Source organism: Enterobacter cloacae complex sp. 2024EL-00711 (genome assembly GCF_047529885.1).
In the GTDB taxonomy this organism is placed as follows: Bacteria; Pseudomonadota; Gammaproteobacteria; order Enterobacterales; family Enterobacteriaceae; genus Enterobacter; species Enterobacter ludwigii.
Map to the genome: position 1 here is coordinate 327047 of NZ_JBLIZC010000003.1, position 21393 is coordinate 348439.

The following is a 21393-nucleotide window of genomic DNA, read 5'->3' on the forward strand; positions in this document are numbered from 1 at the left end:
AGGAGCCGAGAAGACCATGCCAAAACGTACAGACATAAAAAGCATCCTGATCCTTGGCGCTGGCCCGATTGTGATCGGCCAGGCCTGCGAATTCGACTACTCCGGTGCCCAGGCGTGTAAAGCCCTGCGCGAAGAGGGTTACCGCGTTATCCTGGTGAACTCTAACCCGGCCACCATCATGACCGACCCGGAAATGGCAGATGCAACCTACATCGAGCCGATTCACTGGGAAGTGGTACGCAAAATCATCGAAAAAGAGCGTCCGGACGCGGTTCTGCCTACCATGGGCGGCCAGACGGCGCTGAACTGCGCGCTGGAGCTGGAGCGTCAGGGCGTGCTGGAAGAGTTCGGCGTGACCATGATTGGTGCGACAGCCGATGCCATTGATAAAGCTGAAGACCGTCGTCGCTTCGACGTGGCGATGAAGAAAATCGGCCTCGACACCGCGCGTTCCGGTATCGCACATACCATGGAAGAAGCGCTGGCCGTGGCGGCTGACGTTGGTTATCCGTGCATCATCCGTCCATCCTTCACCATGGGTGGCACCGGCGGCGGTATCGCCTACAACCGCGAAGAGTTCGAAGAGATTTGTGAACGCGGTCTGGATCTCTCCCCCACCAAAGAGCTGCTGATTGATGAATCGCTGATTGGCTGGAAAGAGTACGAGATGGAAGTGGTGCGTGATAAAAACGACAACTGCATCATCGTCTGCTCCATCGAAAACTTCGATGCGATGGGTATCCACACCGGCGACTCCATCACCGTAGCGCCAGCCCAGACGCTGACCGACAAAGAGTATCAAATCATGCGTAACGCCTCGATGGCGGTACTGCGTGAAATCGGCGTAGAAACGGGTGGCTCTAACGTTCAGTTTGCGGTGAACCCGAAAAACGGTCGCCTGATTGTTATTGAAATGAACCCGCGTGTTTCTCGCTCCTCCGCGCTGGCCTCGAAAGCCACCGGCTTCCCGATTGCGAAAGTGGCCGCGAAACTGGCGGTAGGATATACCCTCGATGAGCTGATGAACGACATCACCGGTGGCCGCACTCCAGCGTCCTTCGAGCCGTCCATCGACTACGTTGTGACCAAGATCCCTCGCTTTAACTTCGAGAAGTTCGCCGGCGCAAACGACCGTCTGACCACGCAGATGAAATCTGTTGGCGAAGTGATGGCGATTGGGCGTACTCAGCAGGAATCCCTGCAGAAAGCGCTGCGTGGCCTGGAAGTGGGGGCCACGGGTTTTGACCCGAAAGTGAGTCTGGAAGACCCTGAAGCGCTGACCAAAATTCGCCGCGAGCTGAAGGACGCAGGCGCAGAGCGTATCTGGTACATCGCCGATGCGTTCCGTGCGGGCCTCTCTGTTGATGGCGTGTTCAACCTGACCAACATCGACCGCTGGTTCCTGGTGCAGATTGAAGAGCTGGTACGTCTGGAAGAAAGAGTCGCGGACCTGGGTATCAATGGCCTGGATGCTGACTTCCTGCGCGTACTGAAGCGTAAAGGCTTCGCCGATGCGCGTCTGGCCAAACTGGCGGGCGTACGTGAAGCGGAAATCCGCAAGCTGCGTGACCAGTATGACCTGCACCCGGTCTACAAACGCGTGGATACCTGTGCAGCGGAGTTCGCGACCGACACCGCTTACATGTACTCCACGTATGAAGATGAGTGTGAAGCGAATCCGTCCGTCGACCGCGACAAGATTATGGTGCTGGGCGGCGGTCCTAACCGTATCGGCCAGGGCATCGAGTTTGACTACTGCTGCGTTCACGCCTCCCTGGCACTGCGCGAAGACGGTTACGAGACCATCATGGTCAACTGTAACCCGGAAACCGTGTCGACCGACTACGATACCTCCGACCGCCTCTACTTTGAGCCGGTAACGCTGGAAGATGTGCTGGAAATCGTGCGTATCGAGAAGCCTAAAGGCGTAATCGTGCAATACGGTGGCCAGACCCCACTGAAACTGGCGCGCGCGCTGGAAGCCGCTGGTGTGCCGGTAATCGGTACCAGCCCGGATGCAATCGACCGTGCAGAAGACCGTGAACGTTTCCAGCAGGCGGTTGACCGTCTGAAGCTGAAACAGCCGGCCAATGCCACCGTCACCGCTATCGAGATGGCTGTTGAGAAGGCGAAAGAGATTGGCTACCCGCTGGTGGTACGTCCTTCGTACGTGCTGGGCGGCCGCGCGATGGAAATCGTCTACGACGAAGCTGATCTGCGTCGTTACTTCCAGACGGCAGTGAGCGTGTCCAACGATGCGCCGGTTCTGCTCGACCGCTTCCTCGACGATGCCGTTGAAGTGGATGTGGATGCCATCTGTGACGGCGAAATGGTGCTGATTGGCGGTATCATGGAGCACATCGAACAGGCAGGCGTTCACTCCGGTGACTCCGCATGTTCCCTGCCAGCGTACACCCTGAGCCAGGAAATTCAGGACGTGATGCGCCAGCAGGTGCAGAAGCTGGCCTTCGAACTGCAGGTTCGCGGTCTGATGAACGTCCAGTTCGCTGTCAAGGACAACGAAGTCTACCTGATTGAAGTGAACCCGCGTGCAGCACGTACCGTACCGTTCGTCTCTAAAGCTACCGGTGTTCCGCTGGCGAAAGTGGCGGCGCGCGTGATGGCGGGCCAGACGCTGGCACAGCAGGGCGTGACGAAAGAAATTATCCCACCGTACTACTCGGTGAAAGAAGTGGTACTGCCGTTCAACAAATTCCCGGGCGTCGACCCGCTGTTAGGGCCAGAAATGCGTTCTACCGGGGAAGTGATGGGCGTGGGCCGCACCTTCGCAGAAGCGTTTGCGAAGGCGCAGTTAGGCAGTAACTCCACCATGAAAAAATCTGGCCGTGCGCTGCTCTCTGTTCGCGAAGGCGATAAAGAGCGCGTGGTTGACCTGGCGGCTAAGCTGCTGAAACAGGGCTTCGAGCTGGATGCAACCCACGGCACGGCCATTGTGCTGGGTGAAGCGGGCATTAATCCGCGTCTGGTGAACAAGGTGCATGAAGGTCGTCCGCACATTCAGGATCGCATCAAGAATGGCGAATACACCTACATCATTAACACCACCGCAGGTCGTCAGGCGATTGAAGACTCCAAGCTGATTCGCCGCAGCGCGCTGCAGTACAAAGTGCATTACGACACCACCCTGAACGGTGGTTTCGCCACCGCGATGGCACTTAACGCTGATGCCACCGAGAAGGTGATTTCCGTTCAGGAAATGCACGCCCAGATTAACAAGTAAGCCAACATACCCGGCAGTATTCGCTGCCGGGTATTATTCCCACCTTCAGAACCTTCTGGTTTTCCAACCGCATTCAGTCAGTTAGCCTAAAATGGTTAGGTCGATAACGAAATTCAACTGAGAGCAGGGGAAAACACCATGCAAAATAAACTACTGATTGCGTCCGTTCTGGCTGCCACCGCCATGTTTACCGTTGCGGGCTGTTCATCTAATCAGGCAGTAAAAACCACGGATGGCCGTACGATAGTGACTGACGGTAAGCCGCAGGTCGATGATGACACCGGTCTGGTTTCCTATAAAAACGCCGAAACGGGTCAAACTGAACAGATCAACCGTGACCAGGTGAAATCCATGGGCGAACTGGATAACTAGTTCAGATTTCTGACGTTAGCCCGTCAATAATATTCACTATTAGCCTGTTGAATTACTGACTACACTCTTTTGGTAAAAGAAGGCAGTAAAACAACAGGCTAATTAATGATTCTGATAATTTACGCACATCCGTATCCGCATCACTCGCATGCAAATAAACGGATGCTTGAGCAGGTAAGGACGCTTGATAACGTAGAGATACGTTCCCTCTATCAACTTTATCCCGATTTTAATATCGATATCGCCGCCGAACAGGAGGCGCTCTCTCGTGCCGATTTAATTATCTGGCAGCATCCGATGCAATGGTACAGCACCCCTCCGCTCCTCAAACTGTGGATCGATAAAGTCTTTTCCCACGGCTGGGCGTATGGCCACAACGGTCACGCGCTTAAAGGCAAAAGCCTGATGTGGGCCGTGACCACCGGCGGGGGAGAAAGCCACTTCGATATTGGTGCTTTCCCGGGCTTTGAGGTGCTGTCACAGCCGCTGCAGGCGACGGCGCTCTATTGTGGGCTGAACTGGCTCCCTCCTTTTGCGATGCACTGTACGTTCGTTTGCGATGATGAGACGTTGCAGGCGCAGGCACGCCATTATAAACAACGGTTACTTGAGTGGCAGGAGGCGAACAATGGATAGCCATACGCTGATACAGGCGCTGATTTACCTCGGCGCGGCTGCGCTGATTGTGCCCGTGGCGGTACGTCTGGGGCTGGGTTCGGTGCTGGGTTACCTGATTGCCGGCTGTGTCATTGGACCGTGGGGCTTCCGTCTGGTGACCGATGCCGAGGCGATTCTCCATTTTGCTGAGATCGGCGTCGTGCTGATGCTGTTTGTAATTGGCCTGGAGCTGGATCCCCGGCGGTTATGGAAACTGCGCGCTTCGGTATTTGGTGGGGGAGCGTTGCAGATGGTGGCCTGTGGTCTGCTGCTGGGTGGGTTCTGTATCCTGCTGGGCATGGACTGGAAAGTTGCGACACTCATCGGCCTGACGCTGGCACTCTCCTCAACGGCCATTGCCATGCAGGCAATGAACGAGCGTAACCTGACGGTCTCTCAGATGGGGCGCAGCGCGTTTTCGGTGCTGCTGTTCCAGGATATTGCCGCCATCCCGCTGGTGGCGATGATCCCGCTGCTGGCCGCAAGCGGTGCTTCAACGACCATGGGGGCTTTTGCGCTTTCTGCGCTGAAAGTGGTTGGTGCCCTGGCGCTGGTTATTCTGCTTGGCCGCTACGTGACCCGACCACTGCTGCGCTTTGTCGCTCGCTCCGGCCTGCGTGAAGTTTTCAGTGCCGTTGCGCTGTTCCTGGTGTTTGGCTTTGGTTTGCTGCTCGAGGAAGCCGGCCTATCGATGGCTATGGGGGCGTTCCTGGCAGGGGTGCTGCTGGCCAGCTCTGAATATCGCCATGCGCTGGAAAGTGATATCGAGCCGTTTAAGGGATTATTGCTGGGGCTGTTTTTCATCGGCGTTGGGATGTCTATCGACTTTGGCACGCTGGTAACGCATCCGCTGCGGATCCTCATCCTGCTGGTCGGTTTCCTGGTCATTAAGATGGGCATGCTGTGGCTGATAGCGCGTCCATTAACGGTGCCCAACAAGCAGCGTCGTTGGTTTGCCGTACTGCTGGGGCAGGGGAGTGAGTTTGCATTCGTGGTCTTTGGCGCGGCGCAGATGGCCAACGTACTGGATGCTGAGTGGGCGAAAGCGCTGACGCTTGCCGTCGCACTGTCGATGGCCGCAACGCCTGTTCTGCTGGTGGTGCTGGCGCGTCTGGAAAAAACGGGGAGCGAGCAAGAACGCGAAGCCGACGAGATCGACGAGGAGCAGCCACGGGTGATCATCGCCGGGTTTGGTCGCTTCGGGCAGATCGTGGGCCGTTTGCTGTTGTCGAGCGGGGTCAAAATGGTGATCCTCGACCACGATCCCGACCATGTTGAGACCCTGCGGAAATTCGACATGAAAGTGTTTTACGGGGATGCAACGCGTGTCGATCTTCTGGAGTCCGCCGGGGCGGCGAAAGCCGAAGTGTTGATTAACGCAATCGACGATCCGGAGACCAGCATGCAGATGGTGGAGCTGGTCAAGGAACACTTCCCCGAGCTGACCATTATCTCTCGCGCCCGCGATGTGGATCACTACATCCGGCTGCGTCAGGCAGGGGTGGAGGCGCCAGAGCGTGAAACGTTCGAAGGTGCGCTCAAGTCTGGCCGGATGGCGCTGGAAAATCTGGGGCTAGGGGCCTATGAAGCCCGTGAACGTGCGGACCTGTTCCGCCGCTTTAACACCGAGATGGTGGAAGAGATGGTGGCGATGGCGGGCAGCACAGCCACCGAGCGTGCAGCGGTGTTTAAACGCACCAGCGCGATGCTGACGGAAATCATTAACGAGGACCGCAATCACCTTTCGCTTATCCAGCGTCACGGCTGGCAGGGCACGGAAGAGGGCAAGCATACTGGCGATCCGGCGGACGAACCGGAGAGTAAACCTTCCGCGTGAAGTGGAGTTGCCAGCAATATTAAAAAATTTCTCTATCTTTACTCAGCCGCCAGTCGACGAAAGATTAAGCTTTCCGTATAGTGGCGGCAATTTTTTGCATCCGGGAAATTTTCAATGATCAGTCTGATTGCAGCGCTGGCGGTGGACCGTGTTATCGGTATGGAAAATGCCATGCCGTGGAACCTGCCTGCCGATCTCGCATGGTTTAAACGTACTACGTTAAACAAGCCGGTAGTGATGGGCCGCCTGACCTGGGAGTCGATTGGTCGTCCATTACCGGGCCGTAAAAATATCGTTATCAGTAGCCAGCCTGGCACTGACGATCGCGTCGAATGGGTGAAGTCCGTAGACGAGGCCATTGCCGCATGCGGTAATGCCGAAGAGATCATGGTGATTGGCGGTGGGCGTGTGTACGAACAGTTCCTGCCTAAAGCACAGAAGCTGTATCTGACCCACATTGATGCGGAAGTGGAAGGGGATACGCATTTCCCGGACTACGATCCTGATGAGTGGGAATCTGTCTTCAGTGAATTCCACGACGCGGATGCGCAGAACTCCCACAGCTACTGCTTCGAAATTCTGGAACGTCGCTAAGTGAATGTCCCTCTCCCGTCCGGGGGAGGGAAATCCTCATCAGGAAGCAACGGCCTCGTCTTCCCCTAAGTCCAGCTGTCGGTTGGATGGCTGAACAAAGTACGTTTTATCTTCCCAGCGCAAGCAGGTTAACTCTCCACCCCAGCAGCAGCCGGTATCGAGACCGTAGATCCCCTCCGGTGTGCCTTTTCCTTCAAGCGACGCCCAGTGGCCAAACACCACGTTATAGGCGTTGGTCACCGGACCGGGAATGGCAAACCACGGTTTAAGAGGCGCAGGGGCGCTTTCCGGTGTCTCTTTGCAATACATATCTAGCTGCCCGTTCGGGAAGCAAAAACGCATGCGGGTGAAAGCGTTCGTAATAAAGCGCAGGCGGGCCAGACCGCTAAGATCTTCGCTCCAGTGATTCGGCATATCGCCGTACATCGCGTCGAGGAAGAAAGGATACGAGTCGCTTGCCAGCACCGCTTCAACGTCACGCGCACAGGTTTTCGCCGTCTCAAGATCCCACTGAGGGGTGATCCCGGCATGCGCCATGACCAGTTTTTTCTCTTCATCGATCTGCAGCAGCGGCTGGCGGCGTAGCCAGTTGATGAGAACATCCGCGTCCGGGGCATCCAGCAAAGGCGAGAGACGATCTTTGGGTTTGTTGCGACTGATCCCGGCAAAGACGGCCAGCAAATGCAGATCGTGGTTGCCCAGTACCATGCGCACGCTGTCGCCCAGTGATTTGACGAAGCGTAGAACGTCCAGCGAGCCAGGGCCACGCGCCACTAAATCGCCCGTCAGCCAGAGCGTATCTTGTCCAGGCGTAAAGTCGACCTGTTTTAACAATGCGATCAGTTCATCGTAGCAACCGTGAACGTCGCCAATCAGATATGTAGACATTAGATTAATGAATGAGTGTTGTAACGGCGAGACGGAACACAGGAATAGCAACGCGGAACACATTGCCATCGACGTCGACCATTTCGTAATGGCCCTGCATGGTGCCCAGCGGCGTTTCGATCACGGCACCGCTGGTATATTGATACTCTTCGCCAGGGTCGATGTGGGGCTGTTCACCAACCACACCTTCACCCTGAACTTCGATTTCGCGACCGTTGCCATTGGTGATAAGCCAGTAGCGCCCAAGCAGTTGCACAGGCATCCGCCCCAGATTGCGAATGGTCACGGTGTAAGCGAAGACAAAACGTTCTTCATCCGGTGAGGACTGGGATTCAACATAAACGCTTTGTACATGGACACATACGCGGGGCGAATCAATCATGGCTTAACTCTCCTTCGGCGGCGCATTTTCGCTGATGTAATTAGCCAGCTTGCAGTACTGTTCTACGGAAATATTTTCTGCACGCATTGCCGGGTCAATACCCAACTCAGTCAGCACTTCAACGGTAAACAGATTGCCCAGGCTGTTACGGATCGTTTTACGGCGCTGGTTAAAGGCTTCCGTAGTAATGCGGCTTAGCACGCGCAGGTCTTTCACCGGGTACGGCATTATTTTATGCGGTACAAGACGCACTACCGCAGAGTCCACTTTTGGTGGCGGCGTAAAGGCGGTTGGCGGTACTTCGAGCACCGGGATCACGTTGCAGAAATATTGCGCCATCACGCTCAAACGACCATACGCTTTACTGTTCGGCCCTGCAACCAGACGGTTAACCACCTCTTTTTGCAACATGAAGTGCATGTCGGCAATGGCATCAGTATAGCTAAACAGGTGGAACATTAGCGGTGTGGAAATGTTGTACGGCAGGTTACCGAACACGCGCAGCGGTTGGCCCATTTTTTCCGACAGCTCACCAAAGTTCATGGTCATGGCATCCTGCTGATAAATCGTCAGCTTTGGCCCCAGGAACGGATGAGTTTGCAGGCGTGCGGCGAGATCGCGATCGAGTTCGATAACGGTCAGTTCGTCCAGGCGTTCGCCTACGGGTTCAGTCAGAGCGGCAAGACCCGGGCCGATTTCGACCATAGCCTGACCTTTCTGCGGATTAATGGCAGACACGATACTGTCGATCACGAACTGATCGTTGAGGAAGTTTTGCCCGAAGCGTTTTCGGGCTAAGTGGCCCTGATGGACTCGATTAGTCATTGAGTATTAACAATCATTTTGATGGCGAGATTAAGCGCCGTAATAAAACTGCCGACATCCGCTTTCCCCTGGCCTGCCAGATCCAGCGCAGTACCGTGGTCAACGGACGTTCGAATAAAAGGTAAACCGAGGGTGATATTCACCCCGCGGCCAAAGCCCTGGTATTTTAGCACGGGCAGGCCTTGATCGTGGTACATCGCGAGCACGGCGTCCGCATTATCCAGGTATTTTGGCTGGAAAAGGGTATCGGCAGGCAACGGCCCGCTTAAGTTCATCCCTTTTGCCCGCATTTCTTCAAGCACCGGAATAATGGTGTCAATCTCTTCGGTACCCATATGTCCGCCTTCACCGGCGTGCGGGTTCAGCCCGCAGACCAGCACATGCGGCTGTTTGATGCCGAATTTGGTTTGCAGGTCGTGATGCAGGATCCCGATGATCTCCCGTAAAAGAGACGGAGTAATGGCATCCGGAATGGCCCTGATGGGCAAATGGGTCGTCACGAGGGCAACGCGCATTGCTTCTGTCGCCAGCATCATAACCACTTTCGGGCTGTGCGAGCGCTCTTCAAAGAACTCCGTGTGCCCGGTAAACGGTATCCCCGCCTCGTTGATAACGCCTTTGTGCACGGGACCGGTGATCAGGGCGGCAAATTCGCCCTTCAGGCAACCGTCGCAGGCACGCGCCAGCGTCTCTACAACATAGTGGCCGTTTTCGGTACTGATCTGACCCGGGATGACGGGAGTACGAAGTGGAACAGGAAGAAGCGTAAGCGTGCCGGCTTGCTGTGGTGCAGGCTGCTGGCCTTCAACGTAGGGGATGAGCGTTAAAGGCAGACCGAGCAGCGTTGCCCGGTCTTGTAACAGTGTTGCATCAGCGCAGACAACCAGTTCCACCGGCCAGCTGCGCTGGGCGAGCTGGACAACGAGGTCAGGCCCAATCCCGGCAGGTTCGCCGGGAGTGATCACAACACGATGCTGTTTCATTAGTTGCTCAGTACTTTCACATAAGCGCTGGCGCGTTGTTCCTGCATCCAGGTTGCTGCTTCTTCAGAGAACTTACGGTTAAACAGCATGCGGTAGGCTCTGTCTTTCTGCGCCGCGTCCGTTTTATCAACATTGCGGGTATCCAACAGTTCGATCAGATGCCAGCCGAAGGAGGAGTGCACCGGGGCGCTCATCTGGCCTTTGTTCAGCTTCATCAGTGCGTCACGGAACGCAGGATCGTAGATATCCGCGGCCGCCCAGCCCAGATCGCCGCCCTGATTAGCAGAGCCGGGATCCTGAGAGAACTCTTTCGCGGCATTCGCAAACGAGGTTTTTCCGCTCTTAATGTCTGCAGCAATCTGTTGCAGTTTCACGCGCGCCTGATCGTCAGTCATGATAGGTGACGGCTTGAGGAGAATATGGCGAGCGTGAACTTCGGTAACCGAAATGTTCTGACTCTGACCGCGCAGATCGTTCACTTTCAGGATGTGGAAGCCCACGCCTGAACGGATGGGACCCACGATGTCACCTTTCTTCGCCGTGCTCAGCGCCTGGGCAAAGATGGAAGGCAGCTCCTGGATACGTCCCCAGCCCATCTGGCCGCCTTTCAGCGCCTGTTGGTCAGCGGAGTAGGTGATGGCCAGTTTGCCAAAGTCACCGCCGTTACGTGCCTGCTCGACAATCGAACGCGCCTGGCTTTCAGCTTCCGCAGCCTGGTCGGAGGTTGGGTTCTCTGGCAGCGGGATCAGAATGTGGCTCAGGTTCAGTTCGGTGCTGGCGTCGTTCTGGTTACCCACCTGTTTTGCCAGCGCGTCCACTTCCTGAGGCAGGATCGTGACGCGGCGACGGACTTCATTGTTACGCACTTCCGAAATCAGCATCTCTTTACGGATCTGATTACGGTACGTTGCATAGCTGATGCCATCATAGGCCAGACGGCTGCGCATCTGGTCCAGGCTCATGTTGTTCTGCTTCGCGATGTTAGCAATGGCCTGATCGAGCTGCTCGTCAGTGACCTTCACACCCATTTTCTGACCCATTTGCAGGACAATCTGATCCATGATCAGACGTTCCAGGATCTGATGGCGCAGGGTAGCGTCATCCGGAAGTTGCTGACCTGCTTCACCCGAATTGAGCTTCACAGATTTCATCAAACCGTCAACGTCGCTTTCGAGCACGACGCCGTTGTTAACCACAGCGGCGACCTTATCAACAACCTGGGGGGCCGCGAAGCTGGTATTCGCAACCATAGCGACACCGAGCAGCAGCGTTTTCCAGTTCTTCATACTTTTTCCATTTCAATTAACCGCAAAGCGGATTACGTTGCAAATTAAGCACATTACAAGGAACTGCGGTACGGCAGAATGTTCGAGCGCAGCATCTGCTGCGTGCCCAGGCCGTAGTTGGAGCTCAGGCCGCGCAGTTCGACATTAAAGCCAATCACGTTATCGTATTTGCCCTGTTCATTCTTGGTATCCCAGCCGTTAAGCTTACGTTCGTAACCGACACGTAGCGCGTAGCAGCAGGAGTTATATTGCAGACCAACCATCTGGTCAGCAGGTTTACTGGTGTTGGTGTCAAAGTAGTAAGCACCGACGATTGACCAGCGATCGGCGATTGGCCAGCTCGCTGCGCCACCCACCTGCGAGATGCCGTCTTTGTACTGATCCGTATTCGCATAGTTTGGCAACGTGGCCTGAATATATTCCGGGCTGGCGTAACGATAGGTCAACTGCAGCATACGGTCTTCATCACGACGGTATTCAATCGCCGCACTGCTTGTCGCAACGTTGTTGAGACGCGTATCGTACTGCACACCCCCGCGTAAACCCCAGCGATCGGTCATACGCCAGTAAGTATCACCCGCCCACACCAGAGAACCCGTTTTGTTGTCTTTTTCCCAGTTAATGTCGTCATCACCGGTCCGGGACTCGGTGAAATAGTAGATTTGACCAACAGAAACGTTAAAACGTTCAACGGCGGCATCATCATAAACGCGCGTTGTGACGCCGGTCGTTAACTGGTTTGCTGACGCAATACGGTCGAGGCCACCGTAGGTACGGTCGCGGAACAGACCGCTGTAGTCAGACTGCAGGAATGAGGAGTCATAGTTCTGAATGTTGCTCTGATCGCGATACGGGACGTACAGATACTGCATACGTGGCTCAAGCGTCTGGGTATAACCCTCCGCCAGAAGACCCATATCGCGTTCGAAGATCAGTTTGCCGTCCATTTTGAACTGCGGCAGGACGCGGTTCACGGATTCTTCGAGATCGGTGCCGTAACGGTTGTTATACCAGTCGAGATTCTTCTGCTGGTAATGGGTGGCCATCAGTTTGGCCTCGGTATTCAGGCTCGACCAGTCATTTGACACCGGCAAATTGATGGTTGGCTCGAGGTGAACACGCGTGGATTCCGGCATATCCGAGTTGGTGTTAACGAAGTGCACGGCCTGGGCGTACACGCGGGTGTCAAACGGACCAACATCGTTCTGGTACCAGTTAACGTCCAACTGCGGTTCTGCACCGTAAGTACTTGTGTTCTGGCTGCTAAAGACCTGGAACTGCTTGGTAGAGACCGTAGCGTCGAAGTTCTGAATAGCGTACCCCACGCTGAATTTCTGCGTGGCGTAGCCATCGGTACTGGACCCGTATTTGGAGTCAAAGTCGTTGAAATAGTAAGGGTCGCTGACTTTGGTGTAGTCGACGTTAAACCGCCAGACCTGGTCCATCACCCCGGCATGTTTCCAGTAGAACAACCAGCGATGTTTATCACCTTCTGTTGGATGCTCATCCTGGAAGACTTTATCCGACGGCAGATAATCCAGTTCCATCAGGCCAGTACCCGCCTGCGTCAGGTAGCGGAACTCGTTTTCCCACATAACGTTGCCGCGCTTATGGATATAGTGCGGCGTGATCGTGGCGTCCATGTTGGGCGCGATGTTCCAGTAATACGGCAGATAGAACTCAAAGTAGTTCGTGGTGCTGTATTTGGCATTCGGGATCAGGAAACCTGAGCGGCGTTTGTCACCCACAGGAAGCTGCAGGTAAGGGCTGTAGAAAACGGGTACCGGACCGAGCTTGAAGCGGGCGTTCCAGATCTCGGCAACCTGCTCTTCACGGTCATGGATGACTTCACTTCCGACCACGCTCCAGGTATTAGACCCGGGCAGACAGGACGTGAAGGAGCCGTTTTCGAGAATCGTATAGCGGTTTTCGCCGCGCTGTTTCATCAGGTCTGCATCACCGCGCCCCTGGCGACCTACCATCTGGTAATCACCTTCCCAGACGTTAGTGTCTTTGGTATTCAGGTTTGACCAGGCTTTCGGACCTTTCAGGATGACCTGATTGTCGTCATAGTGCACATTACCCAGCGCATCCACCGTTCGTACCGGCTCGGCCGCACCTTCCGGCTGCTTCTGGTGTAATTGCACTTCATCTGCCTGCAGACGGCTGTTGCCCTGGTTAATATCCACATTGCCAGTAAATGTCGCATTGTCAGGATATGTGCCTTTAGAGCTATCGGCAGTAATGGTTACCGGCAAGCTATTCGTATCGCCCTTTACCAGTGGACGATTATAACTTGGGACGCCAAGCATACACTGCGAGGCGAGATCGGCCGCCAGTCCCTGTTGGCTGTACAGGGCGGTGCCAATCATTGTGGCCAGGAGGGTGGGGATACGTTTTTTCATACGTTGTATTTTATTGTTCCGTCATCAGTGGCTACGGCTTACAAACGCTCAGAGACTATCTTACTCATCAGCGCAGTACCAGCGTTAATCCTGCCCGTTTGCGCGCCAGAGTGTTAGGCTCGCTATCGAATGACGAGTATGATAAAGCAAATTATAGGCGATGTCCTTCAATTGACCGTGGCTTGAACACTGTGATGATGACGTTGCGTCGGCCAGGAACATGACTAACCGGGGAGTATATGCAGTATTGGGGTAAAATAATCGGCGTTGCGTTCGCCATCATCATGGGTGCCGGGTTCTGGGGGATCGTACTGGGGCTTATTATCGGCCATATGTTTGATAAGGCTCGCAGCCGCAAAATGGCCTGGTTTGCCAATCAGCGTGAGCGTCAGTCCCTCTTTTTCTCCACCACGTTTGAGGTGATGGGGCACTTAACCAAATCAAAAGGGCGTGTGACGGAAGCCGATATTCAGATAGCCAGCGTCTTTATGGACCGCATGAATCTGCATGGTGACTCCCGTCTCGCGGCACAAAATGCGTTTCGCATCGGCAAAGCGGATAATTATCCGCTGCGCGATAAAATGCGTCAGTTCCGCAGCATCTGCTTCGGCCGTTTTGATTTAATTCGGATGTTTCTGGAGATCCAAATCCAGGCGGCGTTTGCCGATGGTTCACTTCATCCTAATGAACGCGATGTTTTATACGTTATTGCGGAAGAACTGGGCATCTCCCGTATGCAGTTCGACCAGTTCCTGCGCATGATGCAGGGCGGTGCGCAGTTTGGCGGCGGCTATCACCAGCAGTCCTCTGGCGGTGCCTGGCAGCAGGCGCAGCGGGGTCCGACGCTGGAGGATGCCTGTAACGTGCTGGGGGTGAAGCCATCGGACGATGTGACCACCATCAAGCGTGCCTATCGTAAGCTGATGAGTGAGCACCACCCGGACAAACTGGTCGCGAAAGGCTTACCGCCGGAGATGATGGAGATGGCGAAGCAAAAAGCGCAGGAAATTCAGAAAGCGTACGAGTTGATTAAAGAGAAGAAAAGTTTCAAATAAAAATAGGCCCGACACTGTCGGGCCTTTTTTTCAGAAGTCGACTGGGGCTTTAAACGTCATTGCATTGCCAAAAACCGGATGGGTGATGGTGAGCGTCTGCGCATGCAGCTGCAGGCGTGGCGCCAGCGCCAGTGCATCGGGCGGCGCGTAAAATCTGTCCCCCAGAATCGGGTGCCCCAGCGCAAGCATATGGACACGCAGCTGGTGCGAGCGCCCGGTAATCGGTTTAAGCAGCACGCGCGCAGTGTTATCTGGCGCGTACTCCAGCACTTCATACTCGGTTTGTGCTGCTTTGCCGGTTTCGTAACAGACCTTTTGTTTTGGTCGGTTCGGCCAGTCGCAGATCAGCGGTAAATCCACCAGCCCTTCCGCCGGCTGAGGATGCCCCCAGACACGTGCGACATACTGCTTTTTCGGCTCGCGATCGCGGAACTGGCGTTTCAGCTCGCGTTCCGCCGCTTTATTCAGCGCCACTACAATCACACCGCTGGTGGCCATGTCCAGACGATGGACAGACTCCGCCTGAGGATAATCACGCAGAATACGCGTCATCACACTGTCTTTGTGCTCATCCAGACGCCCTGGCACGGACAACAAGCCGCTGGGCTTGTTGACCACCATAATGTGCTCATCCTGATAAAGCACCACCAGCCAGGGATCCTGAGGTGGATTGTAAGGCTCCATCACCATCTTGCGCTCCGTTTACTGATGCGTCACAACGATAAGACGCAGGGCATCCAGACGCCAGCCTGCCTGATTAAGGCTTTCCAGCACCTGCTGACGGTTGCTCTCGATCGCTGCCAGCTCGTCATCGCGGATGTTTGGGTTTACCGCTTTCAACGCTTCCAGACGGGAGAGTTCCGCGGACAGTTTGTCGTCGGCTTCTTGACGTGCGGCATCAATCAGCGCCCGGGCCGCTTTTTCGATCTGCGTTTCACCCAGCTGCAGAATAGCGTGTACATCCTGCTGTACCGCGTTGACCAGCTTACTGCCGGTATGGCGGTTCACCGCGCTCAGCTGGCGGTTAAAGCTCTCAAATTCAACCTGAGCGGCGAGGTTCGTGCCGTTTTTGTCCAGCAGCAGACGCACAGGCGTTGACGGCAGGAAGCGGTTGAGCTGCAGCTGTTTCGGCGCCTGCGCTTCGACAACGTAAATCAGTTCCAACAGCAGGGTACCCACTGGCAGCGCTTTGTTTTTCAACAACGAGATGGTGCTGCTGCCGGTATCGCCTGAGAGGATCAAATCCAGACCGTTGCGGATCAGCGGGTGCTCCCAGGTGATGAACTGCGCATCTTCGCGCGACAGCGCCACATCACGTTCAAAGGTGATGGTGCATCCATCTTCCGGCAGGCCAGGGAAATCCGGGACCAGCATATGGTCGGACGGGGTCAGGACAATCAAATTCTCGCCACGATCGTCCTGATTTATGCCAACGATGTCGAACAGGTTCATGGAGAAGCTGATCAGGCTGGTGTCATCATCCTGCTCTTCAATGCTTTCAGCGAGCGCCTGGGCTTTTTCACCGCCGTTGGAGTGGATCTCCAGCAGGCGGTCACGGCCCTGTTCCAGCTGAGATTTCAGCGCTTCATGCTTATCACGGCAGGCTTTGAGCAGTTCATCAAACCCGTCGGTGTTCTCTGGCGCGGCCAGATAGCCGATCAGATCGGCGTGCACCTGATCGTAAATCGGGCGGCCGGTCGGACAGGTATGCTCAAACGCATCCAGACCTTCGTGGAACCAACGCACCAGTACGGACTGGGCGGTTTTTTCCAGATAAGGAACGTGGATCTGAATATCATGCGCCTGGCCAATACGATCCAGACGGCCGATACGCTGTTCCAGCAGATCCGGGTTGAACGGCAAATCGAACATCACCAGGTTGCTGGCAAACTGGAAGTTACGGCCTTCAGACCCGATTTCAGAGCACAGCAGAACCTGGGCACCGCTGTCCTCTTCTGCAAACCATGCCGCGGCACGGTCACGCTCGACGATGGACATCCCTTCGTGGAACACGGCGGCGCGAATACCTTCGCGTTCGCGCAGGACCTGCTCCAGCTGCAGCGCGGTGGCTGCTTTGGCGCAGATCACCAGCACTTTCTGAGAACGGTGCGCGGTCAAATAGCCCATCAGCCACTCAACACGCGGGTCGAAGTTCCACCAGGTGCCGGTATCGCCTTCAAATTCCTGGTAAATCTGTTCCGGGTAGAGCATGTCGCGTGCACGCTCTTCAGCAGTTTTGCGCGCGCCCATAATGCCGGAAACTTTAATGGCCGTCTGGTACTGCGTCGGCAGTGGCAATTTGATGGTATGCAGTTCGCGTTTCGGGAAACCTTTCACCCCGTTACGGGTGTTACGGAACAGGACGCGGCTGGTGCCGTGGCGATCCATCAGCATATCGATCAGTTCTTTACGCGCGGAATCCGCGTTGTCACTGTCGCTGTTGGCCGCCTGCAGCAGAGGCTCAATATCCTGCTCGCCAATCAGATCGCTCAGGGTGTTGAGCTCGTCATTCGAGAGATGTTTACCCGCCAGCAGCAGGGCAACGGCATCGGCGACCGGACGGTAGTTATTCTGCTCTTCAACGAACTGCTCAAAGTCATGGAAGCGGTTTGGATCGAGCAGGCGCAAACGGGCGAAGTGGCTCTCCAGACCTAACTGCTCCGGCGTTGCGGTCAGCAGCAGGACGCCTGGCACGCGCTCGGCAAGCTGTTCGATAGCCATGTATTCCCGGCTTGGTGCGTCTTCGCTCCAGACCAGATGGTGCGCTTCATCGACCACCATCAGGTCCCATTCGGCGTCGCACAGATGCTCAAGACGCTGCTTGCTGCGGCGTACGAAATCCAGAGAGCAGATCACCAGCTGTTCCGTTTCAAACGGGTTGTCCGCATCGTGCTGGGCTTCTGCATAGCGCTCGTCATCAAACAGAGCGAAACGCAGGTTAAAGCGGCGCAGCATCTCGACTAGCCATTGATGCTGCAGGGTTTCGGGTACCACAATCAGCACGCGCTCGGCTGCGCCGGAAAGCAGCTGTTGATGCAGGATCATGCCCGCTTCAATGGTTTTCCCCAGGCCCACTTCATCTGCCAGCAGTACGCGAGGTGCGTGACGGCGGCCCACGTCATGGGCGATGTTCAGCTGGTGGGGGATAAGGCTGGTACGCTGACCGCGCAGGCCGCTCCACGGCATACGGTACTGTTCACTCTGGAACTTGCGTGCGCGATAGCGCAGGGAGAAGCGATCCATACGGTCGATTTGCCCGGCAAACAGGCGATCCTGCGGCTTACTGAATACCAGTTTGCTGTCGAGCAGCACCTCACGCAGGATGACATTGGCCTCGTCGGTGTCCAGGCGAGTCCCGATGTAGGCGAGCAGTCCATTCTCTTCTTTTACGTCTTCGACCTTTAGCTGCCAGCCGTCGTGGCTGGTCACGGTGTCACCCGGGTTGAACATCACGCGGGTCACAGGGGAATCATTGCGGGCGTACAGGCGGTTTTCACCGGTAGCAGGGAAAAGGAGGGTAACCATTCGTGCATCCACGGCAACCACGGTTCCTAATCCAAGTTCGCTTTCTGTATCGCTGATCCAGCGTTGACCAAGTGTAAAAGGCATATTTGTTCGGCTCTAATCGTAAATTGCAGGCAATAGTTCAACCACCGTCAAAAAAGACAGTCATTGAAAAATGGGTCCGGGAATGGAAAGGGCGCTATGGTACTGGATGGCAGCCATTTCGTCACGTGTCAAAATAGGCCAAGTTGCCCTGTCACTAGTGTAGCAAAGTCGTCGTCGATGAAGGGCAAAATTCCGTCCGCGACCGGCTGAAGCTGACGCGTAAGATAGTGCTCGTAATCCAGAGGCGAATGCTGGTAATCCACGGGTTCCGGGCCGCTGGTGGTCCAGAGGTATTTGATAGTACCCCGGTTCTGATACTGCGGGGCACGCCCCCGGCGCACGTTCTCCTCATCCGCCAGACGCGCGGCGCGGACGTGCGGCGGAACGTTGCGCTGGTATTCCGCCAGCGGGCGGCGCAGGCGCTTGCGGTACACCAGCTGGGCGTCGAGTTCACCGGCCATCAGACTGGCAATTGTTTCACGCACGTAGTCCTGATAAGGCTCGTTGCGAAAGATACGCAGATAAAGCGTTTGCTGAAACTGCTGTGCCAGCGGCGTCCAGTCGGTGCGTACGGTTTCCAGCCCTTTAAAGACCATTCGCTGCTTGTCACCTTCCTGAATAAGACCGGCGTAGCGCTTCTTACTGCCCTGGTCGGTACCGCGAATGGTGGGCATTAAAAAGCGGCTGAAATGGGTTTCAAACTCCAGTTCTAACGCGCTGCTTAACCGCTCTTTTTGCAAACTTTCCTGCCACCAGGCGTTCACAAAAGTCACCAGTGATTTGCCGATTCGCGCGGCATCCTCTTCTGAATGCGCGCCCTTAAGCCAGACAAAGGTGGAATCCGTATCGCCATAAATAACGTCATAACCCTGGGATTCAATCAACGCTTTGGTCTGGCGCATGATGTCGTGCCCGCGCATGGTGATAGATGACGCCAGTCGTGGGTCGAAGAAGCGGCAGGCGCTGGTCCCCAGAACCCCGTAAAACGCGTTCATGATAATTTTCAGCGCCTGAGAAAGGGGCTTGTTGCCATGACGCTTAGCCTCGTCGCGACCGTGCCAGATGTTTCCCACGATTTCCGGCAGACAGTGCTTTTCCCGTGAGAAGCGGGCCCCGAGAAAACCTTCTGTGCTGTGCAAATCGTCAGGCTGCGCCATCCCTTCCACCAGCCCGACGGGATCGATCAGGAAGGTGCGAATAATGGACGGATAGAGGCTTTTGTAGTCCAGCACCAGCACGGAGTCATACAACCCGGGCCGGGAATCCATCACGTAACCCCCCGGGCTTGCCTGCGGCGGCACGTCACCGAGGTTGGGGGCGACATAGCCCGCCCGGTGCATACGCGGGAAATAGAGGTGGCTAAAGGCGGCCACGGAGCCACCGTGCCGGTCAGCGGCGAGGCCGTTCACCGTCGCGCGCTCGAGCAGGAAGGGCATGATCTCCGTTTTGTGGAAAATCTGCGTCACCAGTTCACAATCTTTCAGGTTGTAGGTGGCGAGCGCCGGTTTGTCTTCGTTAAAGCGCCGGTCGATTTCATCCATCCTGTCCCACGGATTGTCGATGGATTTCCCTTCGCCGAGCAGCTCCTGCGCCACTGCTTCCAGAGAGTAAGAGGAAAAATTCCAGAAGGCAGATTTGAGCGCCTCAATGCCGTCGATAATCAGGCGGCCATTGGCCTGCGCGAAAAACACACCGTTTTTAAAACCGTGCTCGCGCCATTCCAGCTCGCTGTTTCCGCGCCCCAGCATCAGGGGGATGCGGTAACGTTCAGCATGTTTTTGCAGCACGCGCAGATCGAACTGCACCACGTTCCAGCCGATCAACACATCGGGATCGCGATCGGCAAACCACTGGTTTAGCTTTTCCAGAAGCTGTGGCCGGCTGTTGACATACTCCAGCCGGAAATCCAGCGCGGACGCGTTGCCATTCGGGGGGCCAAGCATATAAACAACCCGATCCCCGCAGCCTTCAAGGCCGATACAGTACAGCTCACCGTGGCGAGTGGTTTCGATATCCAGCGAGACCCATTTCAACGGCGGCCGGTAGGTGGGGTTGGGTTTGAGACGGGCGTTAATAAGGCTGCCGTTTTGCGCGGTGCCGTCGACCCAGACGGGGGCAGTAATAAACCGCTCCATCAGAAAACGTTCTGGCGGGCGGATATCGGCTTCGTACAGCGTCACGCCAGCGTCGCGCAGCAGTTTTTCATAACGCATCAGCTGGCGATGGGCGCGGCAGTAAAGGCCATGTACGGGCTGACGGTGGAAATCTTTCAGTTCAAGCGGCGTCAGGCGCCAGCCATTTTCACCGCGCAGCAGTTGCTTTACTTTCTCAACATGATCGTTCGGGATAAAAGCCACGGACTCCTGCGGCGGCAGGGTCACGTGCAGCGGGCCGTTGTCCGTCGCCAGCCAGAATGCCACCTCGGTGCCCTGAGGAGTATCCCGCCAGTGTCGGGTAAGTAAAAAACCTTCTTGCGCCTGCGCCACGCCGCTATCCCATAAAACAAAACCAGGCTTGATTATAGCCTGGTTGAATATTTTATGCTGGGTATATATACAGTTTACTGCCCGTAATAGGCTTTTGCGCCATGTTTACGCAGGTAGTGTTTATCCAGCAGGGTTGGCTGCATATCCGGAAGCTGCGGTGCCAGCTGGCGGCAGAAGATGCCCATATACGCGACCTCTTCCAGCACAATCGCGTTATGTACCGCATCTTCGGCGTTTTTACCCCAGGCAAAAGGTCCATGGGAGTGCACCAGCACGCCGGGCATTTGCGCAGCGTCGATACCCTGTTTTTCAAACGTTTCGACGATAACGTTGCCGGTTTCCCACTCATACTCGCCGTTGATCTCTTCATCAGTCATCAAACGGGTGCAGGGAATGGTGCCGTAAAAGTAGTCTGCGTGCGTGGTTCCGGTCGCTGGAATGGACTGGCCGGCCTGCGCCCAGATGGTCGCATGACGCGAATGGGAGTGCACAATACCGCCAATGGTCGGGAAGGCCTGGTAGAGCAGGCGATGCGTTGGCGTGTCCGAGGAGGGTTTTTTCTTTCCTTCCACCACTTCGCCCGTGGCGATGCTGACGACAACCATATCTTCCGCGGTCATTACCGTGTAATCCACCCCTGACGGTTTTATCACGAAGACACCGTGCTCGCGGTCAACGGCGCTGACGTTGCCCCAGGTCAGCGTCACCAGATTGTGTTTGGGCAGCGCCAGGTTGGCTTCAAGTACCTGACGTTTGAGATCTTCTAACATGCA

16 protein-coding genes are annotated in these 21393 nt (G+C 55.7%); 6 read left to right on the forward strand and 10 right to left on the reverse strand.

Annotated elements, in window-relative coordinates; all coding sequences use genetic code 11:
• Window positions 1-16: 16 nt before the first annotated feature.
• From carB to folA, 5 genes are all read left to right on the forward strand, one after another.
• Window positions 17-3241, forward strand: a complete 3225-nt coding sequence (gene carB, locus ACMVME_RS11615; protein ID WP_014168589.1) for a carbamoyl-phosphate synthase large subunit — start codon at window positions 17-19, stop codon at window positions 3239-3241.
• 138 nt (window positions 3242-3379) lie between these two features.
• Window positions 3380-3613, forward strand: coding sequence for a YgdI/YgdR family lipoprotein (locus tag ACMVME_RS11620; RefSeq protein ID WP_010427047.1), 234 nt, complete (start codon window positions 3380-3382; stop codon window positions 3611-3613).
• A gap of 105 nt (window positions 3614-3718) precedes the next feature.
• The gene (gene kefF / locus ACMVME_RS11625) at window positions 3719-4249 is read left to right on the forward strand and encodes a glutathione-regulated potassium-efflux system oxidoreductase KefF (protein ID WP_020882557.1); all 531 of its coding nucleotides are present in this window, start codon (window positions 3719-3721) and stop codon (window positions 4247-4249) included.
• Complete coding sequence (gene kefC / locus ACMVME_RS11630; RefSeq protein WP_020882558.1) at window positions 4242-6107, forward strand: glutathione-regulated potassium-efflux system protein KefC; 1866 nt, start codon at window positions 4242-4244, stop codon at window positions 6105-6107. Before kefF ends, kefC begins: the two co-directional genes overlap by 8 nt.
• A gap of 114 nt (window positions 6108-6221) precedes the next feature.
• Window positions 6222-6701, forward strand: a complete 480-nt coding sequence (gene folA, locus ACMVME_RS11635) for a type 3 dihydrofolate reductase (protein ID WP_008502023.1) — start codon at window positions 6222-6224, stop codon at window positions 6699-6701.
• Between the two features lie 39 nt (window positions 6702-6740).
• Here folA and apaH read toward each other — a convergent pair whose 3' ends face one another.
• From apaH to lptD, 6 genes are read right to left on the reverse strand one after another with little or no spacing between them, the layout of a single operon-like run.
• Window positions 6741-7589: a bis(5'-nucleosyl)-tetraphosphatase (symmetrical) ApaH gene (gene apaH, locus ACMVME_RS11640; protein WP_014168593.1), complete on the reverse strand. Its 849-nt coding sequence runs from the start codon at window positions 7587-7589 to the stop codon at window positions 6741-6743.
• A gap of 4 nt (window positions 7590-7593) precedes the next feature.
• On the reverse strand, window positions 7594-7971 hold the full coding sequence (gene apaG, locus ACMVME_RS11645) for a Co2+/Mg2+ efflux protein ApaG (RefSeq protein ID WP_014168594.1): 378 nt from the start codon (window positions 7969-7971) through the stop codon (window positions 7594-7596).
• 3 nt (window positions 7972-7974) lie between these two features.
• Window positions 7975-8796, reverse strand: a complete 822-nt coding sequence (rsmA, locus tag ACMVME_RS11650) for a 16S rRNA (adenine(1518)-N(6)/adenine(1519)-N(6))-dimethyltransferase RsmA (RefSeq protein WP_014168595.1) — start codon at window positions 8794-8796, stop codon at window positions 7975-7977.
• Complete coding sequence (gene pdxA / locus ACMVME_RS11655) at window positions 8793-9779, reverse strand: 4-hydroxythreonine-4-phosphate dehydrogenase PdxA (RefSeq protein WP_047356970.1); 987 nt, start codon at window positions 9777-9779, stop codon at window positions 8793-8795. Before pdxA ends, rsmA begins: the two co-directional genes overlap by 4 nt.
• Window positions 9779-11065, reverse strand: coding sequence for a peptidylprolyl isomerase SurA (surA, locus tag ACMVME_RS11660; protein ID WP_014168597.1), 1287 nt, complete (start codon window positions 11063-11065; stop codon window positions 9779-9781). Before surA ends, pdxA begins: the two co-directional genes overlap by 1 nt.
• 53 nt (window positions 11066-11118) lie before the next feature.
• Window positions 11119-13470, reverse strand: a complete 2352-nt coding sequence (gene lptD, locus ACMVME_RS11665) for an LPS assembly protein LptD (RefSeq protein WP_049023061.1) — start codon at window positions 13468-13470, stop codon at window positions 11119-11121.
• Between the two features lie 239 nt (window positions 13471-13709).
• Between lptD and djlA the strand changes: the two genes are divergently transcribed.
• Entirely contained in the window at window positions 13710-14525 is an 816-nt protein-coding gene (djlA, locus tag ACMVME_RS11670) for a co-chaperone DjlA (RefSeq protein ID WP_014168599.1), read from the forward strand.
• 30 nt (window positions 14526-14555) lie between these two features.
• Here djlA and rluA read toward each other — a convergent pair whose 3' ends face one another.
• From rluA to araD, 4 genes are all read right to left on the reverse strand, one after another.
• Window positions 14556-15215 carry a bifunctional tRNA pseudouridine(32) synthase/23S rRNA pseudouridine(746) synthase RluA gene (gene rluA / locus ACMVME_RS11675; protein WP_068795217.1) on the reverse strand — a complete coding sequence of 220 codons (660 nt, stop codon included), beginning with the start codon at window positions 15213-15215 and terminating at the stop codon, window positions 14556-14558.
• Between the two features lie 12 nt (window positions 15216-15227).
• A complete protein-coding gene (rapA, locus tag ACMVME_RS11680; protein WP_068795216.1) occupies window positions 15228-18134 on the reverse strand; it encodes an RNA polymerase-associated protein RapA in 2907 nt (968 codons plus the stop codon).
• Window positions 18135-18262: 128 nt separating this feature from the next.
• Window positions 18263-20620 carry a DNA polymerase II gene (gene polB / locus ACMVME_RS11685; protein WP_068795215.1) on the reverse strand — a complete coding sequence of 786 codons (2358 nt, stop codon included), beginning with the start codon at window positions 20618-20620 and terminating at the stop codon, window positions 18263-18265.
• A gap of 74 nt (window positions 20621-20694) precedes the next feature.
• Window positions 20695-21390 (reverse strand): L-ribulose-5-phosphate 4-epimerase, encoded by a 696-nt coding sequence (gene araD, locus ACMVME_RS11690; protein ID WP_414743438.1) that lies wholly within the window; start codon window positions 21388-21390, stop codon window positions 20695-20697.
• Between the last annotated feature and the right edge of the window lie 3 nt (window positions 21391-21393).

Bases quoted from the DNA above. Each gene is read 5' to 3' on its own strand.
- carB (WP_014168589.1), top strand. From the start codon at position 17: ATGCCAAAACGTACAGACATAAAAAGCATCCTGATCCTTGGCGCTGGC.
- ACMVME_RS11620 (WP_010427047.1), top strand. From the start codon at position 3,380: ATGCAAAATAAACTACTGATTGCGTCCGTTCTGGCTGCCACCGCCATG.
- kefF (WP_020882557.1), top strand. From the start codon at position 3,719: ATGATTCTGATAATTTACGCACATCCGTATCCGCATCACTCGCATGCA.
- kefC (WP_020882558.1), top strand. From the start codon at position 4,242: ATGGATAGCCATACGCTGATACAGGCGCTGATTTACCTCGGCGCGGCT.
- folA (WP_008502023.1), top strand. From the start codon at position 6,222: ATGATCAGTCTGATTGCAGCGCTGGCGGTGGACCGTGTTATCGGTATG.
- apaH (WP_014168593.1), bottom strand. From the start codon at position 7,589: ATGTCTACATATCTGATTGGCGACGTTCACGGTTGCTACGATGAACTG.
- apaG (WP_014168594.1), bottom strand. From the start codon at position 7,971: ATGATTGATTCGCCCCGCGTATGTGTCCATGTACAAAGCGTTTATGTT.
- rsmA (WP_014168595.1), bottom strand. From the start codon at position 8,796: ATGACTAATCGAGTCCATCAGGGCCACTTAGCCCGAAAACGCTTCGGG.
- pdxA (WP_047356970.1), bottom strand. From the start codon at position 9,779: ATGAAACAGCATCGTGTTGTGATCACTCCCGGCGAACCTGCCGGGATT.
- surA (WP_014168597.1), bottom strand. From the start codon at position 11,065: ATGAAGAACTGGAAAACGCTGCTGCTCGGTGTCGCTATGGTTGCGAAT.
- lptD (WP_049023061.1), bottom strand. From the start codon at position 13,470: ATGAAAAAACGTATCCCCACCCTCCTGGCCACAATGATTGGCACCGCC.
- djlA (WP_014168599.1), top strand. From the start codon at position 13,710: ATGCAGTATTGGGGTAAAATAATCGGCGTTGCGTTCGCCATCATCATG.
- rluA (WP_068795217.1), bottom strand. From the start codon at position 15,215: ATGGTGATGGAGCCTTACAATCCACCTCAGGATCCCTGGCTGGTGGTG.
- rapA (WP_068795216.1), bottom strand. From the start codon at position 18,134: ATGCCTTTTACACTTGGTCAACGCTGGATCAGCGATACAGAAAGCGAA.
- araD (WP_414743438.1), bottom strand. From the start codon at position 21,390: ATGTTAGAAGATCTCAAACGTCAGGTACTTGAAGCCAACCTGGCGCTG.